At 39.0% G+C, this 23,031-nt stretch carries 19 protein-coding genes and 1 pseudogene; 8 read left to right on the top strand and 12 right to left on the bottom strand.

From position 1 onward, the window contains the following. Window positions 1-232 (top strand): annotated as a pseudogene (locus ACNKXS_RS09475) (endonuclease/exonuclease/phosphatase family protein); the annotation flags it as partial. A gap of 117 nt (window positions 233-349) precedes the next feature. Here ACNKXS_RS09475 and ACNKXS_RS09470 read toward each other — a convergent pair. The 8 genes from ACNKXS_RS09470 to kdsA form a co-directional block, all read right to left on the bottom strand. Beyond that, window positions 350-1,120: an MBL fold metallo-hydrolase gene (locus ACNKXS_RS09470; RefSeq protein ID WP_417920652.1), complete on the bottom strand. Its 771-nt coding sequence runs from the start codon at window positions 1,118-1,120 to the stop codon at window positions 350-352. Window positions 1,121-1,183: 63 nt separating this feature from the next. Continuing rightward, window positions 1,184-1,468 carry a hypothetical protein gene (locus tag ACNKXS_RS09465; RefSeq protein WP_417920651.1) on the bottom strand — a complete coding sequence of 95 codons (285 nt, stop codon included), beginning with the start codon at window positions 1,466-1,468 and terminating at the stop codon, window positions 1,184-1,186. Between the two features lie 104 nt (window positions 1,469-1,572). Next, a complete protein-coding gene (locus ACNKXS_RS09460) occupies window positions 1,573-2,928 on the bottom strand; it encodes a mechanosensitive ion channel (protein WP_417920650.1) in 1,356 nt (451 codons plus the stop codon). Between the two features lie 155 nt (window positions 2,929-3,083). Then, the gene (locus tag ACNKXS_RS09455) at window positions 3,084-3,938 is read right to left on the bottom strand and encodes a universal stress protein (RefSeq protein ID WP_417920649.1); all 855 of its coding nucleotides are present in this window, start codon (window positions 3,936-3,938) and stop codon (window positions 3,084-3,086) included. Further along, entirely contained in the window at window positions 3,938-5,566 is a 1,629-nt protein-coding gene (locus ACNKXS_RS09450; protein WP_417920648.1) for a BCCT family transporter, read from the bottom strand. Before ACNKXS_RS09450 ends, ACNKXS_RS09455 begins: the two co-directional genes overlap by 1 nt. 18 nt (window positions 5,567-5,584) lie before the next feature. Beyond that, complete coding sequence (locus ACNKXS_RS09445) at window positions 5,585-6,724, bottom strand: hypothetical protein (protein WP_417920647.1); 1,140 nt, start codon at window positions 6,722-6,724, stop codon at window positions 5,585-5,587. Window positions 6,725-6,762: 38 nt separating this feature from the next. Next, window positions 6,763-7,899, bottom strand: coding sequence for a porin (locus ACNKXS_RS09440; protein ID WP_417920646.1), 1,137 nt, complete (start codon window positions 7,897-7,899; stop codon window positions 6,763-6,765). A gap of 100 nt (window positions 7,900-7,999) precedes the next feature. Beyond that, complete coding sequence (gene kdsA, locus ACNKXS_RS09435) at window positions 8,000-8,818, bottom strand: 3-deoxy-8-phosphooctulonate synthase (RefSeq protein WP_417920645.1); 819 nt, start codon at window positions 8,816-8,818, stop codon at window positions 8,000-8,002. A gap of 124 nt (window positions 8,819-8,942) precedes the next feature. On the opposite strand from kdsA, the gene ACNKXS_RS09430 reads away from it, so the two are divergent. The 3 genes from ACNKXS_RS09430 (at window position 8,943) to ACNKXS_RS09420 (ending at window position 12,461) form a co-directional block, all read left to right on the top strand. Beyond that, a complete protein-coding gene (locus tag ACNKXS_RS09430; RefSeq protein WP_417920644.1) occupies window positions 8,943-9,428 on the top strand; it encodes a DinB family protein in 486 nt (161 codons plus the stop codon). Window positions 9,429-9,613: 185 nt separating this feature from the next. Then, a complete protein-coding gene (gene typA, locus ACNKXS_RS09425; protein WP_298246325.1) occupies window positions 9,614-11,416 on the top strand; it encodes a translational GTPase TypA in 1,803 nt (600 codons plus the stop codon). 139 nt (window positions 11,417-11,555) lie between these two features. Further along, entirely contained in the window at window positions 11,556-12,461 is a 906-nt protein-coding gene (locus ACNKXS_RS09420) for an EamA family transporter (RefSeq protein WP_417920643.1), read from the top strand. Window positions 12,462-12,545: 84 nt separating this feature from the next. Here ACNKXS_RS09420 and ppgK read toward each other — a convergent pair whose 3' ends face one another. The 3 genes from ppgK to ACNKXS_RS09405 all read right to left on the bottom strand — a co-directional run bounded on the left by ppgK (window position 12,546) and on the right by ACNKXS_RS09405 (window position 15,150). Beyond that, the gene (ppgK, locus tag ACNKXS_RS09415) at window positions 12,546-13,292 is read right to left on the bottom strand and encodes a polyphosphate--glucose phosphotransferase (protein WP_417920642.1); all 747 of its coding nucleotides are present in this window, start codon (window positions 13,290-13,292) and stop codon (window positions 12,546-12,548) included. Between the two features lie 209 nt (window positions 13,293-13,501). Further along, window positions 13,502-14,092, bottom strand: coding sequence for a fasciclin domain-containing protein (locus tag ACNKXS_RS09410; protein ID WP_417920641.1), 591 nt, complete (start codon window positions 14,090-14,092; stop codon window positions 13,502-13,504). Between the two features lie 374 nt (window positions 14,093-14,466). After that, window positions 14,467-15,150 carry a cell division ATP-binding protein FtsE gene (locus ACNKXS_RS09405; RefSeq protein WP_141877023.1) on the bottom strand — a complete coding sequence of 228 codons (684 nt, stop codon included), beginning with the start codon at window positions 15,148-15,150 and terminating at the stop codon, window positions 14,467-14,469. Between the two features lie 161 nt (window positions 15,151-15,311). On the opposite strand from ACNKXS_RS09405, the gene ACNKXS_RS09400 reads away from it, so the two are divergent. After that, complete coding sequence (locus ACNKXS_RS09400; protein WP_417920640.1) at window positions 15,312-18,332, top strand: tetratricopeptide repeat protein; 3,021 nt, start codon at window positions 15,312-15,314, stop codon at window positions 18,330-18,332. A gap of 26 nt (window positions 18,333-18,358) precedes the next feature. Next, window positions 18,359-20,095, top strand: a complete 1,737-nt coding sequence (locus ACNKXS_RS09395; protein ID WP_417920639.1) for a porin family protein — start codon at window positions 18,359-18,361, stop codon at window positions 20,093-20,095. A gap of 49 nt (window positions 20,096-20,144) precedes the next feature. Here the strand turns inward: ACNKXS_RS09395 and ACNKXS_RS09390 are convergent, their stop codons facing one another. Continuing rightward, window positions 20,145-20,564 carry a hypothetical protein gene (locus ACNKXS_RS09390; protein ID WP_417920638.1) on the bottom strand — a complete coding sequence of 140 codons (420 nt, stop codon included), beginning with the start codon at window positions 20,562-20,564 and terminating at the stop codon, window positions 20,145-20,147. Window positions 20,565-20,826: 262 nt separating this feature from the next. On the opposite strand from ACNKXS_RS09390, the gene ACNKXS_RS09385 reads away from it, so the two are divergent. Both ACNKXS_RS09385 and ACNKXS_RS09380 read left to right on the top strand, forming a co-directional pair. Continuing rightward, the gene (locus ACNKXS_RS09385; RefSeq protein WP_417920637.1) at window positions 20,827-22,455 is read left to right on the top strand and encodes an amidohydrolase; all 1,629 of its coding nucleotides are present in this window, start codon (window positions 20,827-20,829) and stop codon (window positions 22,453-22,455) included. A gap of 36 nt (window positions 22,456-22,491) precedes the next feature. After that, window positions 22,492-23,031 (top strand): peptidylprolyl isomerase (locus ACNKXS_RS09380; protein WP_417920636.1); only part of this gene is annotated, 540 nt, incomplete at its 3' end.

The raw sequence follows: 23,031 nt of genomic DNA, 5'->3' as shown, positions 1-23,031 counted from the left end.
TGATATTCTGAAACAACTTCAGGATTCCAGGAAAATTGCGCAAAAAACACTTGGACCGGTAGGAACTTTTAATGGATTCCAATTCGATAAACCAGTCAATCGACGCATAGATTATGTCTTTGTGACCGATCAGATTAGTGTCAATAAATACGCTGTATTAACAGATTCAAATGATCTTAAATATCCTTCAGATCATTTCCCGGTGTTGATCGAGGCTGAATTCGAGGATTAATAGAGATAGTTAAAGCAACTTAGTTCCAAATATCTAATTTCAATAGAAGAAGGTGACAAAGTGCTTTCTCGTAGCGTAGTAAAGCCTTTTTAACATAGTTTCTCCTGAATTAGAAATTTATTCAATTTCAATTACTTCTCCATCATTTGGTATAAATGTCTTCTCTAAAAGACCGTTTTCTGCCAGTTCTTCACGTAGCTGAGTTCTGGTAGTGGGACAATGATTGACTGCTTCTAAATGGTTTGCCACTACAGATCCTGGTGCAGCTTTAGTGAATTTTACAATATCTTCCATAGTCATTAACAAAGGTTGAAATAAATCCAACTGTGCCGTTCCACAAGCAACAACTGCGACATCTGGTTTATATTTATGCAGTACTTTCTCCACATCATTTGTATAAATCGTGTCAGCACTCAAATACAATGATTTTTCGTTTGGGAGTTGGACGTAAAAACCCATTACATTTCCCATTGGTTTAGATATAAATCCATAACCGTGTTTTGCAGGGATACCCTCAATAGTTCCATCTAAAAAATTAGATTTCGTCCAGTAGTTAATTGTATTAACTACATTCAAACCTCGTTTTTTAAGGTCTTTTTCGTCTTTGATACTGCAGGTAATTGGTGTTTGATTAGATTTGAGAAATTCTTCTCCGGCAGCATCAAGATGGTCAGGGTGTAAATGAGTGATAAGACAATGTGTAGTCTTTCTAACGATATCCATCGCATTAGTGGGTAAATCCAGGATTGGATTTCTTTTTGGTTTAAATCTGAATAGTGTAAAGGGTGGTCCCGCTGTTCCTCTTTCACCTAACATAGGGTCCACCAGGATAAATTTGTCTTCTGACTCCATTACCATCGTGGCATTACGTAAATGATGTATCTTCATTGAAATTGTTTTTTCTAATTGATGGATGTTCTAGTTCTAACATCAGCTTGCAAAATTTTAGATTCAACTACCAGCGAATGGAGTGCCAAAAATTCCGACTGCAAGTTCTGCCCAGATAATGAATAGTAAAATAAGAATCGCCAGGCTTGCGATAATTCTGTTTTTTCTGGTTTTTAACTTGTAGCGCACAAACTGAATAGCAAGTCCGCTTAGAAATAATAGGCTTCCCATCACTAGAAAATCAAAACCACTCCAATTTACTTCTTTGGTTAATTGCATAGCGAACAAGGGAATGAGTAAAATTGTTGCTACTATAAACCAGGTGATAGTCAAATCTTTAGTTCTCATTTTGCTAAAATTATAATTCCTGTCAATAAAGTTAAGTATTTATACCTAACTGTATAAAACAAAAAAACCCGCAAATTATGCGGGTTTTACATTCGTAATCTGAATTATAGATCCAACCTGTTTTCATCAGACATTCCCGGTGAAGGATGATCTGGTCTATTTGGGTTTGCAGGATCATTAATATTTCCTGGTCTTGTTCCAGTATGTTCATCCTGACTGGTATTTCCAGTCATTCTAGTTGTACCTGGATTATTAGGAGGATTCGTATTTCCACCATGCTGAATGTTGGAGTTATCATCCTTTAGTTTCTGCACAATCTCTTTAAAATGCTCACCGGCAGCTTCACGTCCACCAAGTCCATAACTCAGGGCTACCGCAACGGCAATGGCTCCAAGTGTAAGGCCAAAAGCAAGTTCTACGATCTCATTGGCGATACCCATAGTTTCCAATGCGATTGCAAGAAACAATGCAAAAGAGGCCCAGCGAACTATCTTTGCTACGAAATTGCTTCCGTTCGCTTTACTCATACTGTTGTAAATAAGCAGTGAAATATAATTCCCTACCGCAAGAATGATCAATCCAAATAGAATTTGTCCTGTAAGAACAAGGATCTGGTCAAGAATCTCTGTTAATTGCGTAAGTCCTATGATTTCAACAGCGGTGATAATTCCGAAGAAAACAAGAAAGAAATAAACCAGGTTAGCCACCATTTTAGAAAGTGACTGGTCTTTCCCTATCATATTATGAATCTGTATTTTTTCCGCAGCACGGTCCAGTCCCATACTTCTAAATAGGTCTTCCAGGAAGTTTGCAAGATATTTTCCACCCCAGATAAACACTGCCAGAATAATTGCAGCGATCAGGATTTCACCAATAAGTGCTGTAAAATCTGCAAGAATATCATTTGCAGGACCCGAGATCGCGTCCAAACCTAAAGCATTGAATGCCTGGATGAGGAAGGGAATAAAGATTACGATAAATACAACCTTCTTAAGAATATTGATGAGTTTATCGGTATCCTTAAAACCGGTCTTATCAACCATTCTATCCAGAAAAGTTCCTCCAATGTTGATAAGATTAGAGACAAATTTTGCCAGGATATACCCTATAAATCCAATAAGTATGGCTGCTACCAGGTTCGGGATGAAGCCTAGAAATTCACTTACCATATTTTCCAGCGGAGTCAGCACCTGGTCCACACCTAGAATTTCCAGGACGATCAGGATCACAATGATCATGATAACATAGTACACAATGTTGGCAAGAAAGATGTTGGTATCCTCAATCTTACCTTTTCCAAAGACACGCTCATCCCAGCGAGTTTTTTTCAGTAAGCGTACAATGACCGCTTTGATGCCCTTGGCAATAAGCCAACCGATCAACAGGACCAGTAAAGCACCTAATAAATCTGGCAGAAAGTCGCTAATTCTGTCTGCAATATTTTCTAATTCGTTTCTCATAATTTAATCTGGTTAGTTAGACCGAATGAAATTAGGAGAAATTTAAGTCTATTGTTAATTGATTAACAATAGTTTAGGTTGTAAAATGTATTAAGCGTAATGAAATAATTGAAATCGTTAATTCATTACGCTTTTTTCATTTGAATTGAAAGAATCTACTTCGAGATCCAGACTGGAATATTTCGCTTCATTCTAAAGAGTTCACCTGCTACACTACCCACCAGCAATGATGAAAATACATTATTTCCTTTACTGGCAATAATTATAAGATCTGCCTGTTCCTTGTAAGATTCCAGGACAAGACGTTCGGCGACACTAGCATCTTTGGCACGAAAGATCTTCGTGGTGGTATCTGTTATGAGGTAGCGCTTTAAAAATTTATCAAATTTCTCCTGACTATGCTTCTGAATCTTTGGTAGCATCGCATCCTTCTCAATATATGGTGTAAACTGCATTGGAATAGAATACACATGGATGGACGAAACTCCGGCTCCGGTGTAGTTTGCGAGCGTAGAGGCTGTTTCAAAAGATTTGACCGACTCGCGGGAAAAATCTGTTCCAACCCAAATATTATTCATAGAAGCTAATGAATTCTCAGGAACAGAGGCAATATCACATTTTAAAGTTTTCATCAGTTTTTCTGAAATTCCTCCAGAACCTTCGGTGATTCTTTTCTTTCCAACAATTACGAGATCGATGGCATATTTATGAACTACGTAGCTCATCAAACTTTCGGTATAAGGATCTTCGGATATTAAAACTTCAAATTCAGTAGAAGCTGAAAAATGCTGAGAAACCTTCTCGTCCAGCTCATCACTGATCATAGTCTCCAGATCCAGATCCTTCAACTGCTCCTGGAAAATTTCAGAAATTTCATATTTCTTAATATTATGTACAAAATATATCTTATCAGGCTTCAGAGTATCGGCCAGGAAAGATGCATATTGAATGAGGGTGTCATCTATTGTGCTCAAATCCAGAGCTACCAGAATGTTGTTGACTTTCTTCATTACTGATTGGTTTTATTTTCATTCTTTACATTACGCTTCTGTACAATTTCAGAAACGATCTCTTCGTAATTCTTCATCTGCTTTTCAGACTTCTTTTCTTCCATTTGCTCATGATCTTCTTTCAGTCCTTTGTATAAAGAATAGCACATAACCATAAGGATTACTGCGAAGGGAAGTCCGGTGACAATTGTTGCGGTCTGCAACGCCTGCAAACCACCGCCAATAAGTAGAACTGCTGCTACAGCACCTTCAGTCACTGCCCAGAAAATTCGTTGTCCAACCGGAGCATCGATCTTTCCACCTGTGGTCAAACTATCGATCACCAGTGATCCAGAATCTGAAGACGTGATAAAGAATCCTGCAATAAGTAAAATCGCGACCACATTAATCACCATGGATAAAGGGTAATCCTGGAAAAATACAAATAGGGCAGTAGCGATATCTGCATTTACAGCATCACTTAAAACATTATTACCCGACATGATCTGTTCAATAGCTACACTTCCAAAAGCAGACATCCAGAAGAATGTGACAATTGCTGGTACCAGTAGCACACCTAGAATAAACTCTCGAATCGTTCTTCCTTTGGAGATTCTGGCGATGAACATCCCTACGAAAGGAGACCATCCAATCCACCAACCCCAATAAAATACGGTCCAGTCGTTTTGCCAGGTTCCATTAGTATAGGTTTCACTCCAGGTGGAGATTTCAAGGAAATTATATAAATAACTTCCTGTATTTTGAACAAAACTTCTGAAAATAAATAATGTAGGTCCTAATATGAGTGCAAGCACCAATAGAACGACAGCAATCCTCATGTTCCATTCACTCAGGATCTTTACTCCCTTGTCCACACCCAGAACTACGGAAGTAGTTGCGATCAAAGTAACGATTCCAATAATTATAACTTGTGTCGTAATACCATCTGGTAGTCCAAACACGTGGTTCAAACCTGAAGCGATCTGCTGAACTCCAAAACCTAGCGAGGTTGCCAGACCAAATAATGTCGCCAGAACAGCGAAAATATCGATCACATCACCAATTCTACCGTAGATCCTGTCACCAAGAAATGGATAGAAAATAGATCTGATAGTTAGAGGTAAACCTCTTGAATATGTGAAATACGCCAGCGACAAACCAACAAGCGCATAAACTGCCCAGGCATGAAATCCCCAGTGCAAAAACGTAAAATTCATTGCTTCCTGTGCTGCTGCGGCGGTCCCTGCTACTTCAGTAGGCGGACTGTTAAAATGCATCACAGGTTCACCAACTCCAAAGAAAAGAAGTCCAATACCCATCCCTGCGCTAAATAACATAGCGAACCAGGAACCGGTTTTAAATTCTGGTTTCGCGCCCTGTCCACCAATTCTCATATTTCCAAATTTTGATGCTGCCAGATAGATAAGGAACACCAGGAAAATATTAATAGAAAGAATAAAAAACCAGTCGGCATTTTCAGCAACTCCAAGCTGGAGATCACTGAAAAAACTTTCCGCTTGTTTATTGAAAATAAGTGTGAGCGTAATAATTGCAATAATGATAGCGGTAGAAGTAAAAAATACCGGACCGTTTACTTCAAGTCCAAATATTGATTTCTTTTCGTCGCTTCTGGTAACTTTTTTAGCCATAAATTAATTTAAGTCTGATTAAAAGTAATATCCTATGTTAATATTAAATCGGGCTTCCCATTTTGCGTCGGGATTCCCTGTGGAAAAATCATCTACAAAATTTCCTCCCAGCCAGGATTGATTATAACCGGCGGCGTAATCTACATACGTATAGACCTGGCCTACGGTGATAAGCATTCCTGTGACATTCATAAATGAATCTTCAAAATTGTCAACTTTTTTATCCTGGTATCCAAAATCATTATAGAACTGGATATTGCTAATGGGTCCAAGTTCTACCGGAATGCTTTTAGAAATCGCAATCGTGTAGATGTTGAAGTCTGATGCTACTTCGTAAGGAAAGCCGTAAGCTCCCATTTTAATGATCTCTCTGGATTCCCCCGGTAAATTTTCGGGATCATGGTCTATATTCATCGCCTGCAACTTCACATTCCAGTTCTTATAGAACATCTCGTAATGCAACGCTAACCCGTAATGAGTTCCAGTTTTTTCTGTATCAAGATTATATAAACCTCCGTATTGAACGGATGTTCCCAGTCTATTCTTGATGGAATCACCAAATTTATAGATTAGCTTTCCATTGAATTGATTCACCTCTTTATTTCTGCCAACGACATCATATGAATATCTATCTGGAGAAACTTCAGAAGTTCCGCCAAAACGTAATTCTTCAGCATTTTTGAAAAAGGCAAGATTATATTCAAACTTATCATCAATATGAACATATTTCACTCCCATGTCGTGGTCGTCCTCTAATCCGAAATAATAGGTAAGATTGAAAAACCAGTTGTGAGAATTATATTGCTGTATTCCGAAGGGAACCTGTGTTAATCCAACCTGGATTTCCTCTTTTTCATTGAAACGATAACCAAGCCAGCCTTGCTTTAGAAAACCTCCACCAAAAGATCGGGAATATAATCTGTATTCTGCGTCAATATAAATTCCCTGGTAAGATCCATTTACATTGACCCGGAACATATCATACCCGAAATCACCACCACGGTCTTTCTGTCCATCTTTCCAGGAGGATAGATTGTAATTGAATCTAAGCGCACCGCCAATTTTCAATTCCGGATCTTCCTGAGCAAAAGAGGAGTCGCCGCTCATAAATGTAAATAGCATCACTAATAGCAAGCTGGAAGAAGTAGTTTTTAGCATTCTTTAGTGGTTATATCTTAATAGTTAATCCTGAAATTCTAGAAGTAATATCCAATGTTGATATTAAATCGTGCTTCCCATTTAGCATCAGGGTCTCCAACTCCAAAATCATCGACGAAATTTCCTCCAAGCCAGGAATGATTGTAACCTGCAGCATAGTCTACAAAGCAAAAAATAGGACCAGAGCTGAACAATACACCTGTAACATTCATAAAGGAATCGGTGAAACCTTTTTCTCTCTTATCCATAAAGCCGAAATCATTATAAATTTCCAGGTGTTTAAAAAGCTTTGTGTCGATATCTATATATCTGGAAATCCCGAGAGTATATATCTCGAATTTAGCTGCAGTGTCATAAGGGACACCATAAGCTCCAAGCAATAGTTTATTTCTTGGTTCACCGGGTGCATTAATTGGATTGAATCCGGCAGTTAAAATTTGCGTTTTTATCAGCCAGTCTTCAGTATGATACTGGTGATGGATCGCAAAGGCATACCGGTCACCAATTTCTTCGGTATCCAGGTTATAGATGCCACCATATTTTGCAGAGGCACCAATCCGGTGTTTTTTGGTTCCTAATGGCTTCCAGATAAATTTACCATTAACCTGGTTGATCTCTTTATTTCTACCAACGATGTCATAAGAATACCTGTTCGAAGAATTTTCAGAATTGCTTCCAAATCGCAATTCTTCAGAATTTTTGAAGAAACCAAGATGATACTCATAATCATCATTCTCATAGGTATAGGTAATTCCCATATCGTAATCATCTTCCAAACCCACATAGTATGGTAGATTCAGAAAAAAGTTATTGGAGTTATAGCGTTCTATTCCAAATGGGACTTTGGCTAGACCTACTTCTATTTTGCTATTTTCATTCAATTCATAACCAACGACTCCATGCTTCAGGAAATCTCCTCCGAAGGCTTCAGAATAAAATCTGTACTCTGCATCTACATAAATTCCCTGGTATGCTCCATTTACATTCAATCTGAATAGGTCATACCCAAAATCTCCACCTCGATCTTTCTGTCCTTCTTTCCAGGAAGAGAGGTTATAATTAAAGCGCAGGGCACCACCAATGTCAACTTCCAGTTTTTCCTGTGATTGGGCTGAGCTGAAAAGGCATAAGCTAAGTGCTACCAGTAAACCCTGATAAAATTTTGAATAAAACATTGGTATAGTATTGTTAAGTAATCCTAAGTTACAGGAATATCTGAAGATTTTCCGCTTATGATTTAAAAAATGAAACCGCTGTAGGGCGGTTTTCAAAGTTTTAGAACGAATTGATGGTTTTTCGAATACTTACCAGGTTGCTTAAAAGATTCTCCAGGTAAGCCAGATCGAGCATGTTTGCCCCATCACTTTTTGCATTTGCAGGATCAAAATGAGTTTCGATGAAAAGTCCGTCAACATGATTCACCACTCCGGCACGTGCGATCGTTTCGATCATATCTGGTCGGCCTCCGGTTACACCACTGCTTTGATTTGGCTGTTGTAAGGAGTGAGTAACATCAAGAACTGTAGGAGCAAATTCTCTCATCGTAGGAATTCCTCTAAAATCCACGATCATATCCTGATACCCAAACATGGTTCCACGATCTGTGACCATTACCTGCCCATTGTTACAATCGGTTACCTTGGTAACCGCATGCTTCATGGATTCCGGACTCATAAACTGTCCTTTCTTCAGGTTAACCACTTTGCCGGTTTCTGCCGCTGCGACTACAAGATCTGTCTGTCTAACCAGAAATGCAGGAATTTGCAGTACATCCACATATTCAGCAGCCATCTGCGCATCACTTACTTCGTGAATATCGGTAACTGTAGGAATCTCAAAAGTTTCAGAAACCTTGCGTAGGATCTTTAGAGCCTTCTCATCTCCAATTCCGGTAAAACTATCTATTCGACTACGGTTTGCCTTTTTAAAAGAACCTTTAAAGATGTAAGGGATCTCCAGTTTAGAAGTGATCTCCACCACCTTTTCGGCAATTCGCAACGCCATTTCTTCACCTTCGATCGCACAAGGACCTGCAAGTAGAAAGAAATTATTGGAATCACTATGTTTTATCTGCGGAATTTTACTCAGTTCCATTTCGTTGGTTTTTTGCAAAGATAGTTCAATTAATTTCGCATCAAAAAAATGGGAGAACCCGATTTTGCTCAATCTTAGCAGTAAAAGCTTTAATTTAGAAAGAATTAACTATAAACTTAAGCTTATGAAGATCCATGAATTTCTCATTCCGCAGTTAAAACAGGAAACGGCACTTACTCTAAAATTTCTTAAGCGCATTCCAGAAGATAGAATGAACTATAAGCCTCATGACAAGTCTATGAGCATCAAAGAGCTCGCAAATCACCTAGCGGAAATCCCAACGTGGATTAGCGGCACCATGGATCATGGGAGTATGGATCTCTCAGGATATAAAGCACCTTCAGAATCAACTGTTTCAGAAATCATCGCAACGCTTCAGAAAAATTCCGAAGAAGCTATGAAAGCTTTGCAGAAACCAGACGAAGCTTACCAGGAAAACTGGAAAATGACGCAGAATGGTGAGATTTTGATGGAGATGCCCAAGTTGAATGTTTTACAGACTATCGTGATGAACCAATTCCCGCATCACCGGGCGCAACTGGGTGTTTATTTTCGACTACTAGACTTACCGGTTCCTGCCACATATGGACCTTCTGCAGATGAGCAATAAACTGAATGAATTTTACTCGAAATTGTCATTTCCAGAATGTTTAAGCTTTTTCCATATTTAAGAAGTAGAAATTCAGAATAGTATATAGATTAAAATAATTGATAATCAGCAAATTAAAATCTTTTAAAGATACGATGGATTAGCGAAAAATAGGTGTACATTTGCAGCCTTAAAAATAAGGCTTCATGACAGCTATTAGAAATATCGCGATTATCGCACACGTTGACCACGGTAAAACGACCCTGGTTGATAAAATAATGTATCACTGTGAATTGTTCCGTGATAACCAATCTACAGGTGATCTTATCCTGGACAACAATGATCTTGAAAGAGAGCGTGGAATCACGATTACTTCCAAGAACGTTTCTGTTGTTTATAAAGACACGAAGATCAATATCATTGATACTCCTGGTCACGCCGATTTTGGTGGTGAGGTAGAACGTGTTTTAAACATGGCAGATGGTGTTCTTCTATTAGTAGATGCTTTTGAAGGTCCTATGCCACAGACCAGATTCGTTTTGCAAAAAGCGATCGATCTTGGTTTAAAACCTTGTGTGGTAGTAAACAAAGTGGACAAAGAAAACTGTACTCCTGAAGAAGTTCATGAGAAGGTTTTTGATCTAATGTTCGAACTTGGTGCTGAAGAGTGGCAGTTGGATTTCCCAACAGTTTACGGATCTGCCAAGAACAACTGGATGAGTGACGACTGGAGAAATGAAACTGAAAATATTGAGCCGCTACTTGATATGGTAATGGAACATATTCCTGCACCTAAAGTAGATCTTGAAGGTTCTCCTCAAATGTTGATCACTTCTCTTGATTTCTCTTCTTTCACCGGTCGTATCGCGATTGGTAGATTGCAAAGAGGAACTTTGAAAGAAGGTCAGCAGGTTTCTTTGGTGAAGCGTGATGGAAGCATTAAGAAAACAAGAATTAAAGAATTACATACTTTCGAAGGTTTAGGCCGTAGGAAGATTGAAGAAGTGCAGGCAGGTGATATTTGTGCTATCGTTGGACTGGAAGGATTCGAAATTGGTGATACTGTTGCCGATCTTGAAAATCCTGAAGGACTTAAGACGATCGCTATCGATGAGCCTACAATGAGCATGCTTTTCACTATTAACGATTCTCCTTTCTTCGGAAAAGATGGAAAGTTTGTGACTTCAAGACATATCAAGGAAAGACTGTACAAAGAACTTGAAAAGAACCTTGCGCTTCGTGTTCAGGAAACTGATAGTGCAGATAAATTCATGGTTTTTGGTAGAGGGGTACTTCACTTATCGGTTCTTATTGAGACAATGAGACGTGAAGGTTATGAGCTTCAAATTGGTCAGCCACAGGTAATTATTAAAGAAATTGACGGAGTGAAATGTGAGCCAATAGAAGAGCTTACGATCGATCTTCCGGAAGATGTTTCTGGAAAAGCTGTGGAAATGGTGACTATGAGAAAAGGGGAGATGCTTTCTATGGAATCAAAAGGAGAGCGAATGAATATTCAATTCCTTATTCCTTCAAGAGGTATTATTGGTCTTAGAAACCAATTGCTTACTGCTACTGCAGGTGAGGCGATCATGGCGCACAGATATAAAGAATATCAGCCGCTTAAAGGTGGAATTCCTGAAAGACAGAACGGTTCTTTGGTTTCTATGGAAAAAGGAAAAGCAATTCCTTATTCTATCGATAAGCTTCAGGACAGAGGTAAGTTTTTCGTAGATCCGGGAGAGGATATTTATGAAGGTCAGGTAATTGGTGAGAATTCACGCCAGGATGATATGGCGGTGAATATCACTAAAACGAAAAAGCTTTCTAACGTACGTTCTTCAGGAGCAGACGACAAGGCGAAGATCGTTCCTGCAATTAAGTTCTCTTTAGAAGAAGCTTTAGAATATATTCAGAAGGATGAGTATGTTGAGGTAACTCCACAGCACTTAAGGCTAAGAAAGATCTACCTTACTGAAAACGAACGTAAGAGAAATAAGATCGTATAATCTTATCAACTATAAATTTGAAAAGCCTGCCGTAAGGTGGGCTTTTTCATGCAAAATTTTCGCCTCAAGTTTTATAATAGCTGTCTGCGGGGGTGTTCTGCGAAGAAGGAACGCTCTAAACTTTATTGTTTAAAAATACATGGACAAATCTGTACTTAAAGGATCAATTCTGGTAGCGCTTGGAGCGTGTAGCTACGGGATGCTTACCACTTTCGTGAAATTAGCCTATGAAGATGGTTATACTTCACATGAGGTTACCTTTTCACAAATGGCACTTGGTCTACTGGGACTTTTACTTATAAATCTCTTTGTTCGCAAGAAGGATAATGCTGAAACCGGAACTTCCAGGAACCGCAGTAAATTGAAATTGATCGCGGCTGGAACAACATTGGGTCTAACCAGTTTTTTCTATTATCTCGCGGTAAAATATATACCGGTTTCTATTGGGATCGTGATGTTGATGCAAAGTGTTTGGATGGGTGTTGTACTGGAAGCCATTATGAAGCGGAAAAAGCCAGGTACTAAAAAGATTCTTGCAGTAATTGCGATTCTTGCAGGGACGCTATTAGCAACCAATGTTTTCAAAGATTCATTCGAGATCGACTGGAGAGGAATAGGCTGGGGAGTTCTGGCTGCCATGTCCTACACAGGAACGATCTATTGCTCTAACACAGTTTCTTTGGAAATGCATTCCTTGAAACGAAGTTTATGGATGATGCTAGGTGGTTTTATCGTAGTAAGTATCATTACGTTGCCTTACCTGATCGTCGAGTTCAATACCAGTATCTTCCTGAACTGGGGATTGATATTAGCCTTATTTGGAACTATTCTGCCTCCGTTGCTATATACAGCTGGAATGCCGAAAATTGATGTGGGTCTTGGAGCAATAATTTCCTCAATCGAATTGCCTGCAGCTGTTTTGATGGCATATTTTTTACTGAATGAGCAGGTGGATCTTGCGCAATGGCTGGGAATTGGTTTAATTCTGCTTGCCGTAGTTCAAATGAATTTAAAGAAGAGTCAGCACGTTAAGGCAAAGGAGTAGTCTTTCTTCGGAATGGTGAAAATTCTGGTTTTCCATCTGAAGTTTTTGATAATAGCAAGATTCTGTGGTATTTAGAAAAGAGATTTACCTCGCATATTTTAAATAGGCTGCAAGTGCTGCACCCAATATACCGGAATCATTTCGAAGTTCAGCAGGAATTAGAGGGACTTTGATCTTCAGGTGATCTTTAAATTTATTCCAGTCATTTGAAATTCCACCACCAATAATGATCGTATCTGGATTCAGGATCTTTTGGACATATTCAAGGAAGGTATTAAATCTTTCACCCCATTCCTGGTAGCTAAGTCCTTCCTCGGTCTTAATGGAAGAAGCTGCCCATTGTTCAATTTTCTCGAACTCTTTGTAAGGGATCTGGCCAAGTTCAAAGTTTGGAATGAGTTCACCTCGAAGATAAGCACCACTGCCCAGGCCTGTTCCTATAGTGATCATTAATACAAAACCATCAAGATCTTTTCCTGCTCCAAAATTTATTTCAGCCAGTCCGGCAGCATCTGCGTCATTGATGACACTAAACTCAAGTCCGGTAGCACTTTCGAATAAGTGATCTATATCTTTTTCCACCCAGTCCAGGTGCAAATTTCCTTCGTGTTTACAAATACCTTTTTTGACTATGGTTGGAAAACCACAGCCTACAGGTCCTTTATGATCGAAATAAGAAACCATTTGAGTAACGGCATTTACTATACCTTCAGGTTTGCGGTCTTGTGGAGTAGGAATTCTGTGAACGGCTGTTTTCAATGAACCGGTTTGCATATCTACAATCGCTCCTTTTAAACTGGAACCGCCAATATCTATTCCTAAAATATCCATGAATTTATTTGAGAGGATACAAGTTAATAAAAATGAAGATTTTAGTCAGCTGTTTCCTGAAAATTCTCAATTCTGAAATTCTTATGGACAATGTCTAATTTTGAGGCAGTTGTATTTATGATCTAGATCTTAAATATCGATTTGAAATGTAGAAATAAAAAAAGCCACCCTAAGGTGACTTTAAAAATATGGTAGATTATATATGAGCATTATAATTCGGGAACCAGTACTTCATCGATTACGTGAATCACTCCATTGCTAGCTGGAATATCGAATAAGCCAGCACCTACCAGGATAGAAGCGTCTGTTTCCATGTCACTGTCGTTTGTATCTATTCCAGCTGAGCTGTTCACATAGATCGATGGACCAAGTAGGGTTGCAATTTGCCTTGGTTTATTCTTTGGGACTACACTATTGCTGAAACGTCTTCCTTCAGTAACGTGATAAGAAAGAATTGCAGCGACCTGTTCTGGTGTAAAGTCTGTCAAACTATTATCTCCCAGAAACCTCTCAAAGGCGGCATCGGTAGGAGCGAAGACGGTATATTGATCAGATTCTGCGAATAATGAAGTAATACCAGCATAATTTAAGGCAGCTAAAAGCAAGGTAAATTGTGCGTCCTCTTCAGCTGAGGCAAACTGTACTACGATGGCAGCAATACTTTCGTCACTTTTTTGAGCAGCCACAGAAGCTTTTGCACTTGCATCTGCAGTGTTTAGTTCATCTGAAACCGGTTCCTTTTCACAGGAAATAAAAAGAATCATTAGCAGGGCAATTCCCAAGGAAGATAAAATTCTCATAATATTTAAGTTTTTGATTATGAGATAAATATATATTTAAAACCAATATTGTCTAACCTAATTAACTAAAAATTAAACAAAGTTTAATCTACTGATAATTAATGTTTTATACTTAAGGGTTAAGTATAGTTGCAATAGTAAAACTTAGGGTGAATAAGAGATGTCGGTGAAAATGCAATTCAAAATCTGGATGCATCAGTCTTGTTGTTTCCGCTTCCAAATGCTGAAAACAGATGCAAACAGAATAAACAAATTCGATATGGTAAGCAGGTAAAAAACAATATCAAAACTATCAGGGTAAGCGAGCCAGAAGTTTGCCGCTATCAAAATTACTGCAAGAACAGCAAGTATATACGCCCCTTTTCCTAAATTCATTAAACCGATTTCTGAACAACTTCGAAGACTCTCTGGCCATCGCACTTCAGGGTTTTGGAAGGATACTTCAGCAATAAGGCGTAATCGTGAGTAGCCATAAGAATGGTATTACCATTCTTGCTAATTTCCTGCAAAACTTCCATTACTTCCACAGAGGTTTGTGGATCCAGGTTTCCGGTAGGCTCATCTGCAAGGATCAATTCAGGATCATTCAACAATGCTCGGGCAATCGCCACACGCTGCTGTTCTCCACCAGAAAGCTGGTAAGGATATTTAAATCCTTTGGTTTTCATACCCACTTTATCCAGTACTTCATCGATCTTGCTATCCATTCCTTTTTTGTCTTTCCAGCCTGTAGCCTTCAGTACAAAAAGCAGATTGTCTTTTATATTACGATCTGTTAGCAATTTAAAATCCTGAAAAACAACTCCCAGTTTTCGTCTTAGAAATGGGATATCCTTTTCCTTCAAGGTCCGAAGATTATAATCTACAATGCTTCCTTCACCTTCAGTTAAAGGCAGGTCTCCATAAAGGGTCTTCATAAAGCTACTTTTACCAGTACCTGTTTTTCCAATCAGGTAAACGAAATCACCTTTATAAACGGTGACATCAACTTCAGATAAAATAAGGCTTTCGCGTTGATAGATCGCGGCGTTTTTTAGTTCAAGTACAGTTTGAGACATGCGTTGCTAACGTTGAATATTCGGGTAAAATTATGCTCAAATATACATTTTTCAGGGTGCAGCTACATACTTTTTTTACCATTAACATAATTATAGAAGTTAAACAACGTTATAGAATCAAGCTTTAAATTATCTTTGATTTCCAATCTAAAACATCATAAATGACACTGAAAAAAGCTTACCTGCTAGTCGTTTTCATATCCTTCTCATTTTCCGGTATTTGTCAGCAATCTGCTGCATATACACATGACCTGGTTGATTTCAATCGGGCACTGGAACTGTATAATAATGAGCAATATCTCGCCGCTCAAAACCTTTTTGACGAGGTGATGGACGAGACCGATGATGAAAAGATCAAGGGAGATGCTGCGTATTATATCGCCAATGCTGCGGTAAGACTCAATCAACCGGGAGCCGACAGGCTTATGGAGAATTTTGTGACCAGGTATCCTACCAGCACAAAAACCAATTCGGCTTACCTTGATGTAGCCGATTATTATTTCCAAACCGGTAAATATGCGCTCTCCAGAAAGTGGTACGACCGTGTGGATGAGAATGCCATGAGCAAAAAAGACAGGGAGAGATATTACTTTAATAATGGGTATGCATATTTTCGTTCCAATCAATTCGAGGAGTCTCAAACTTACCTGAACCGCGTTCGGGATTCCAAAGAATATGGCGCACAGGCGAAATATTATCTTGGTTATATCGCCTATGAAGGAGATGACTATGAGGAGGCCAACGAATATTTCGAAGAAGTAAAAGGAAACGATCGGTACACCGAAGATCTTTCTTATTTCCAGGCAGACATGAACTTCAAACTTGGAAACTTCGAAAAAGCGATTGAACAGGGACTTGAGCAGTTGCCGAAAGCTAACCGACAGGAGATTCCGCAGTTGAATAAAATAATAGGAGAGAGCTACTTCAATCTTGGGAACTACCAGGAAGCAATTCCTTACTTAAAAGGTTATAATGGCCTTCAGGGCAAATGGAATAACACAGATTATTACCAGCTTGGTTACGCTTATTACAAACAGGGTAATTATGAAGCGGCGATCAGTGAATTTAATAAGATCGTTGATGGGAAAAATGCGATCGCACAGAACGCTTACTACCACCTTGCACAATCATATCTTGAGAGTGACCAGAAGCAACAGGCTTTAAACGCTTTTAAAAATGCTTCTGAAATGGAGTTTGATGCGAAGATCAAAGAAGACGCGCTTTTCAACTACGCCAAACTTAGCTACGAGATCGGAAATTCTTATGAGAGTCCGTCACAAGTGTTGATCAATTACCTAAATGCCTATCCAGCATCAGAACATAAATCTGAAATGGAATCGCTACTTATTGATTCCTTTATTACTTCAAAAAATTACGAAGAAGCGATGAGATTGCTGGAAAATAACAGAAACTTCAGTGATAAACAGGCTTACCAGAAAGTTGCTTACTTCTACGGACTGGAACTTTTCGAAGAAGCTGAGTATTACGAGGCGATCAAGAATTTTGATAAAGCTTTAAAAGAACCTAGAAACCAGGATATCACCGCGAAAGCTACTTACTGGAAAGCTGAAAGTGAATACAATATTAATAGAATGGATGATGCCATTCTTGGATATCGCGAGTTTAAAGGAATGAGTGCTGCAAAAAATACTCCGGAATATGAAGATCTGGACTATAATATTGGGTATGCGTATTTCAAGAAGAACGATTATACCCAGGCGGTCAACTACTTTAAGTCATTTGCCTCTTCAAATTCTGCGCAAGGAGCAAAAAAGAACGATGCACTTTTAAGACTTGGGGATACCTATTATGTAACCAGCCAGTACTGGCCAGCGATGGAAGCTTATCAAAAAGCTATAGACAACGGAGTGAGCAATGCAGATTATGCTGCTTTCCAGAAATCTATCAGTTACGGTTTCGTAAATAGAAATGATACCAAACTGGAAGAATTGAATGGTTTCATTAATCGTTACCCACGCTCACCATATCGTGATGACGCGATGTATGAGTTGGGGAATACCTATATAGCTGCAAATAATACAGACCAGGCGATTCAATCTTACAATCGACTTATACGTGATGTGCCAGAAAGTGCACTGGTTCCAAAAGCGATGCTAAGGCAGGGGCTTATCTATTACAATAATAATGATGGGAATAAAGCATTGGAGAGACTGAGAAAAGTGGTTGCTGAATTCCCTAATACTCCGGAAGCAAAGCAAGCAGTGTCTACTGCAAGAAACGTATATGTAGATTTAGGTAGAACCGATGAGTACGCAAATTGGGTAAGAAATATTGACTTTGTAGAAGTAAGTGATTCAGATCTTGACAATGCTACGTATGAAGCAGCAGAAAATCAATATCTGAACAACAATACTGCGAAAGCAACGGCGAATTTTGAAAAATATGTTCAGAATTTCCCGAACGGGATTCACTCCATCAATGCTAATTTCTACCTCGCTCAGCTATATTATCGTGATGGAAAAGTGGACAGATCGATTGCTAATTATCGATATGTGACTTCCAAACCTAAAAACGAATTCAGCGAGCAGGCACTAACACGTTTATCTGAAATTTACCTGGAGAAGAAGGATTATGCACAGGCACTTCCTTTACTGGAAAAACTGGAAACCCAGGCAGATAATAACGAGAATGTGGTGTTTGCTCAGCAAAACCTGATGAAATCTTATTATGAGACTGGAAACTTTGCAAAAGCTAATGTGTATGCTGAAAAAGTTTTAAGCAATGCTACAGCAGATACTGAAGCCAGGAATGATGCGAGGATTATGGTTGCGAGAGCAGCTATCAAATCGGGTAATGAATCTAAAGCGAGATCGGCTTACAAAGAAGTTCAAAAAACTGCCACAGGAGAACTTGGCGCTGAAGCATTATATTATGATGCATATTTCAAGAACAGGGATAAGAACTTTGAAGCTTCGAATGCTGCTGTACAGATCCTGGCAAAAGATTTCTCAGGATATAAAATGTGGGGAGCGAAAGGTCTTGTGTTAATGGCCAAAAACTTCTACGCTCTGGGCGATGCTTACCAGGCGACTTATATTCTGGAGAATGTGATCAAGAACTTCCAGAATTACCCGGATATTGTTTCTGAAGCAAAAGCTGAGCTAAGTAAGATCAAAGCTCAGGAAGCAAAAACCAATTCTTCAGTAGAAACCAACAATTAAAAATAATCTAATAGATTCACTGCTATATGCGATTTCAAGCAATTAAGAAAAATCTGTTTTTCGGTCTAATCCTGTTTGGTGGGATATTATATGCCCAGGACCCTTTAGGTAGCGAAACGGTAACCGTAGTTAAACCATATACACCATCTGTTCGAGATGCGAGTAAAATAAAAGCCAGTCCGGTTAGAAATGACTCGGTTACTTTGCAAAAAAAGCCTGTACAATATTCCATATTTTCTGTTCCGGTGGCCTCAACATTTACACCGGTAAAAGGTCGGGCTACCACCGTAGAGCGTGTAAGACCACCAAAGGTCTATGATAATTACGCGACTCTTGGATTTGGAAACTACTCCAATGTTCTCGCAGAATTCTACTCTAATATCGAAATTGATCGTAGTAAGAATTTTGGTGTTTTTCTAACGCATAATTCGTCCCAGGGAGGGATTGATGATGTCTATCTGGATGATAAATTCTACGATACCGAGTTAAATTTAAATTATAACACGAGAAATCGGGATCTTTCCTGGATTGCCGAGTTTGGAGCTGAGCATCAATTGTTCAACTGGTATGGACTACCGGAATACAATGTGCCGGCAAATCCTGATACCTCTCAATTTCTGGCTAATCTAGATCCTCAGCAAAATTACTATTCTGTTTACGTTGGAAGTGAGATCGAATTATATGATAGCTTCTTCGAAAAGGCGAAAGCCAAATTCAGACATTCAGGAGATTCATTTTCCACTGCCGAAAATCACTTTAATGTAGATGGTCTTTTTGAAGTGGAGATCGCTGAGGAGTTGATCACTACCAAAGTTGGAGCAGATATTCTAAATGGGAAGTTCGAGCAACGTTATGATTCTAATGAAGGGTATGATTATACCTATATGATCTTTAATGCAAACCCAAGTTTATTGATCCTGAGAGATGATCTTAGTATCAATCTGGGTGTGAATTTCGTGTATGGCGCAGATGTGGAGAACAGCGATGGAGACATTTATATCTATCCTACTGTGAATGCTAGCTATAAACTTGCCGGAGATTACTTTACGGCATATGCTGGTCTAGATGGTGACCTTGAACAGAATACTTATTATAATTTCTACCAGGCAAATCCATATGTTTCACCAACGCTTACGATCAGGCCAACCGATAGTAAATACAAAGGTTATGTTGGTGGAAAAGGGAAGCTATCCAACGCGATCTCCTATAATCTAAAAGCCAGTTATCAATCTCAATTTGACAAACCGTTGTTCCGAAGAAATTACGATGCGATGGTCCTTGATGGGGAACCATATACTAATGGAAACAGTTTTGATGTGGTGTATGATGATGTAAAAACCCTTGCTCTTGCTGCGGAATTAAATGTGGATGTAAATAGAAACTTCAGGTTAGGAATTAATACTGAATTTTTAAATTATAACACAGACGACCAGGCAGAAGCATGGAATTTGCCAAATATGACGGCTAGTCTGAACGCAGATTATCAGATAACTGAAAAATGGTATTCTGGAGCGAACCTATTCTTTGTAGGTGAACGTAAAGATGAAAACAGGTCTCTAAGCCTGACCTTCGTAGATCCAATAGTTACTCTAGATAGTTATTTTGATGCCAACGCTCATGTTGGATATAGATTTAATGATCAATTATCTGCATTTGTAAAGGGAAGTAACCTGTTGAACAATAATTACCAGAAATGGATGGACTACAACGTTCAGGGTGTTCAGGTTCTGGGTGGAGTGACCTATAAGTTCGATTTTAATTAATTATTACATCCACTATAAAATTCAAAGGAACCTGAAAAGGTTCCTTTTTTTATTCCACAGTAAATCTAAATAGATCGGGTTCATCTGAATTTTTGAAAGTAGTAAGTAGATAAACCAGTACTCCGTTGTTAGTATCTACAAAAAGGTTAAGAGGTTGCTCATAGTAACTGCTAATAAAAAACTCCCCAGATTGTTTAAGAACGATACCAAATTCACTTTGAAAGTTCTGTCCGTTTAAAAATGCGGTAGCAATGAGCGCACTACTGGTAGAAGCTTCCCCTTCACGAATGATTACTTCATCTGGGCTCAGACTCAGTAGCGTAGGATTCTCGAATCCTGTTTGCTGGTATAGATCCAGATATGCATATAACCTGTCTGAATTTCCAGCAACTTCAGAAATATTAATGAATTCACCATTATAATCCAGATTCACGGGAACTTCTGTTTTGATCCATATCGTGTCGTTCAATGTATAGCTTGTCCTTGAATCTTTAATTTGAATAAGGTCCGGAGCTTGTATAGTGTAGGTGGCGGGTTCGATATAATCATCCTCTCCGGGACAGCAGAAACCTGCGCAAAGAAAAACAAGTGACCAGCTAAATGTGCCATGGTATTATGAAGATACAGATTTATACAGTTGGTTGCGTGCCGCTACTTGCATTTCCTTAATTTTCCGTGAATTACACTTCAGGCTTATGCTTCTTTGATTATTTTAGTTGAAAATTTAAAATATGAGAAGATTATTACTGGTTTTTGCCATTTTTCTTACGTTTTCGAGCGTAGCACAGAAACAAGAGGCAGATCTTTTAGTGTTCAATGGCGTAGTTTATACCGTCGATTCTGAATTTAATACTACGGAAGCTTTTGCCGTCAAAGATGGTAAATTCCTTAAAGTTGGAACTGAAGCATCTCTTAGAGAAGAATTCGATTTTTCTGAAGAATTAGATGCTAAAGGAAAATCGGTATATCCAGGTCTTATCGATGCTCATGCACATTTCTACGGTCTTGGAATGCAGCAGCAGCGAGTGGATCTTACCGAGACTAAAAGCTTTGCTGAGGTTGTTACAAGAATCGAAGAATTTCAGAAAAGAAATAAAACAGAATTTATCGTAGGTCGTGGATGGGATCAAAATGACTGGGAGGTAAAGGAATTTCCTGTAAAAGACACCCTTGATCAATTATTTCCTGATACGCCAATAGCAATCACCAGGATAGATGGTCATGCGATGCTGGTAAACCAGGCTGCTCTTGATAAAGCGGGTATTACTACGAATACAGAATTTGATGGTGGGGACATCGAGCAGAAGAACGGTAAACTCACCGGGATTCTTGTCGACAATCCAATGATGCTTATAGAAGAGATCACCGAACGCGCAGATGTTGAAACACAAAAGAAAGCCTTACTGGCTGCTCAGGAAATTTCATTTTCTTATGGATTAACCACGGTGGATGATGCAGGACTGGACAAACAGGTAATTGAGCTTATTGATAGTCTTAATAGCACTGGAGAATTAAAAATTCGTCTATATGCTATGCTAAGTAACAGCGACAAAAATCTTGATTATTACCTGGAAAAAGGACCTTATAAAACTGATCTGCTTAATGTACGTTCCGTAAAATTCTACGGAGATGGAGCCCTTGGTTCTCGTGGTGCCGCTTTGAAAGAGCCTTATTCAGATCGTGATGATCATTACGGAGCTTTACTATCGCCGGTTTCAGAATTTAAAGCCACCGCCGAACGTATTGCGAAAACTGGTTTTCAGATGAATACGCATGCCATTGGGGATTCGGCTAATTATATGGTTCTCAAAACCTATGATTCACTTTTAAGTGATTCCGAAGATAGAAGATGGAGAGTAGAGCATTCGCAGGTGATCGATGCAGAAGATTTCAAATATTTCAGTAAAAATATCCTCCCATCCATCCAACCCACGCATGCAACCAGCGATATGTACTGGGCTGAAGAAAGACTTGGGGAAGAAAGGATCAAAGGCGCTTATGCATATAAAAAACTTTTAAACCAGGCGGGAATGGTAGCTCTTGGAACAGATTTTCCTGTAGAACAGGTTAATCCATTTCTCACATTCTACGCGGCGGTAGACAGGCAGGATACCAAAAACTTTCCTGAAGGAGGTTTTATGAGAGAAGAAGCGTTAAGTAGGGAAGAGACCTTACGCGGTATGACCATCTGGGCGGCTTATTCGAATTTTGAAGAAAACGAAAAAGGTAGTATAGAAGCAGGTAAATTTGCAGATTTCGTGATCCTGGATCGTGATCTTATGAAAGTAGAGATCGATAAAGTTCCAGATACAAAAGTGATCTCAACTTTTGTAGCAGGGGAGCAGGTCTATAAGAACTAAAGCAATTATCTTTGTAGCTTATTAAAAATTAAAACAATGAACGACGGATTATACGCAAAATTCCATACTTCTAAAGGAGAGATCCTGGCTGAACTGGAATTTCAAAAAACACCTGGAACTGTAGGGAACTTTGTAGGTCTTGCAGAAGGGAAGATAGAAAATGACCCGAAAGATAAGGGAGTTCCTTATTACGACGGACTCAAATTTCACCGAGTGATTCCAGATTTCATGGTTCAGGGAGGAGATCCTCAGGGAACCGGAGCTGGTGGACCTGGATACAATTTCGATGATGAGATCCACGCAGATCTTAGACACGATGCGCCTGGGAAGTTGTCTATGGCGAATGCCGGACCTGGTACTAATGGAAGTCAGTTTTTTATCACTCACGTAGAAACGCCATGGTTAGATGGTAAACATACAGTCTTCGGAAGTGTGGTGGAAGGACAGGAAGTAGTAGACAAGATTCAGCAAAACGATACGATCGAAAAGTTGGAGATCGTAAGAGTTGGTGCAGAAGCTGAAGCATTCGACGCTGCTAAAGCATTCAATTCATTCACCGCTCAAAAGCAGGAAAAA

It is taken from the genome of Christiangramia marina (assembly GCF_048285865.1).
Lineage (GTDB): Bacteria > Bacteroidota > Bacteroidia > Flavobacteriales > Flavobacteriaceae > Christiangramia > Christiangramia marina.
Note: the sequence above shows the minus strand (reverse complement) of the source record. Positions and strands in the feature narration are given on the sequence as shown.

Coding starts and splice junctions, on each gene's coding strand:
- ACNKXS_RS09420 (WP_417920643.1), top strand. CDS start 11,556: ATGGACAAATCTGTACTTAAAGGATCAATTCTGGTAGCGCTTGGAGCG.
- ACNKXS_RS09395 (WP_417920639.1), top strand. CDS start 18,359: ATGCGATTTCAAGCAATTAAGAAAAATCTGTTTTTCGGTCTAATCCTG.
- typA (WP_298246325.1), top strand. CDS start 9,614: ATGACAGCTATTAGAAATATCGCGATTATCGCACACGTTGACCACGGT.
- ACNKXS_RS09455 (WP_417920649.1), bottom strand. CDS start 3,938: ATGAAGAAAGTCAACAACATTCTGGTAGCTCTGGATTTGAGCACAATA.
- ACNKXS_RS09430 (WP_417920644.1), top strand. CDS start 8,943: ATGAAGATCCATGAATTTCTCATTCCGCAGTTAAAACAGGAAACGGCA.
- ACNKXS_RS09460 (WP_417920650.1), bottom strand. CDS start 2,928: ATGAGAAACGAATTAGAAAATATTGCAGACAGAATTAGCGACTTTCTG.
- ACNKXS_RS09410 (WP_417920641.1), bottom strand. CDS start 14,092: ATGAGAATTTTATCTTCCTTGGGAATTGCCCTGCTAATGATTCTTTTT.
- ACNKXS_RS09445 (WP_417920647.1), bottom strand. CDS start 6,724: ATGCTAAAAACTACTTCTTCCAGCTTGCTATTAGTGATGCTATTTACA.
- ppgK (WP_417920642.1), bottom strand. CDS start 13,292: ATGGATATTTTAGGAATAGATATTGGCGGTTCCAGTTTAAAAGGAGCG.
- ACNKXS_RS09470 (WP_417920652.1), bottom strand. CDS start 1,120: ATGAAGATACATCATTTACGTAATGCCACGATGGTAATGGAGTCAGAA.
- ACNKXS_RS09450 (WP_417920648.1), bottom strand. CDS start 5,566: ATGGCTAAAAAAGTTACCAGAAGCGACGAAAAGAAATCAATATTTGGA.
- ACNKXS_RS09400 (WP_417920640.1), top strand. CDS start 15,312: ATGACACTGAAAAAAGCTTACCTGCTAGTCGTTTTCATATCCTTCTCA.
- ACNKXS_RS09385 (WP_417920637.1), top strand. CDS start 20,827: ATGAGAAGATTATTACTGGTTTTTGCCATTTTTCTTACGTTTTCGAGC.
- ACNKXS_RS09465 (WP_417920651.1), bottom strand. CDS start 1,468: ATGAGAACTAAAGATTTGACTATCACCTGGTTTATAGTAGCAACAATT.
- ACNKXS_RS09405 (WP_141877023.1), bottom strand. CDS start 15,150: ATGTCTCAAACTGTACTTGAACTAAAAAACGCCGCGATCTATCAACGC.
- kdsA (WP_417920645.1), bottom strand. CDS start 8,818: ATGGAACTGAGTAAAATTCCGCAGATAAAACATAGTGATTCCAATAAT.
- ACNKXS_RS09440 (WP_417920646.1), bottom strand. CDS start 7,899: ATGTTTTATTCAAAATTTTATCAGGGTTTACTGGTAGCACTTAGCTTA.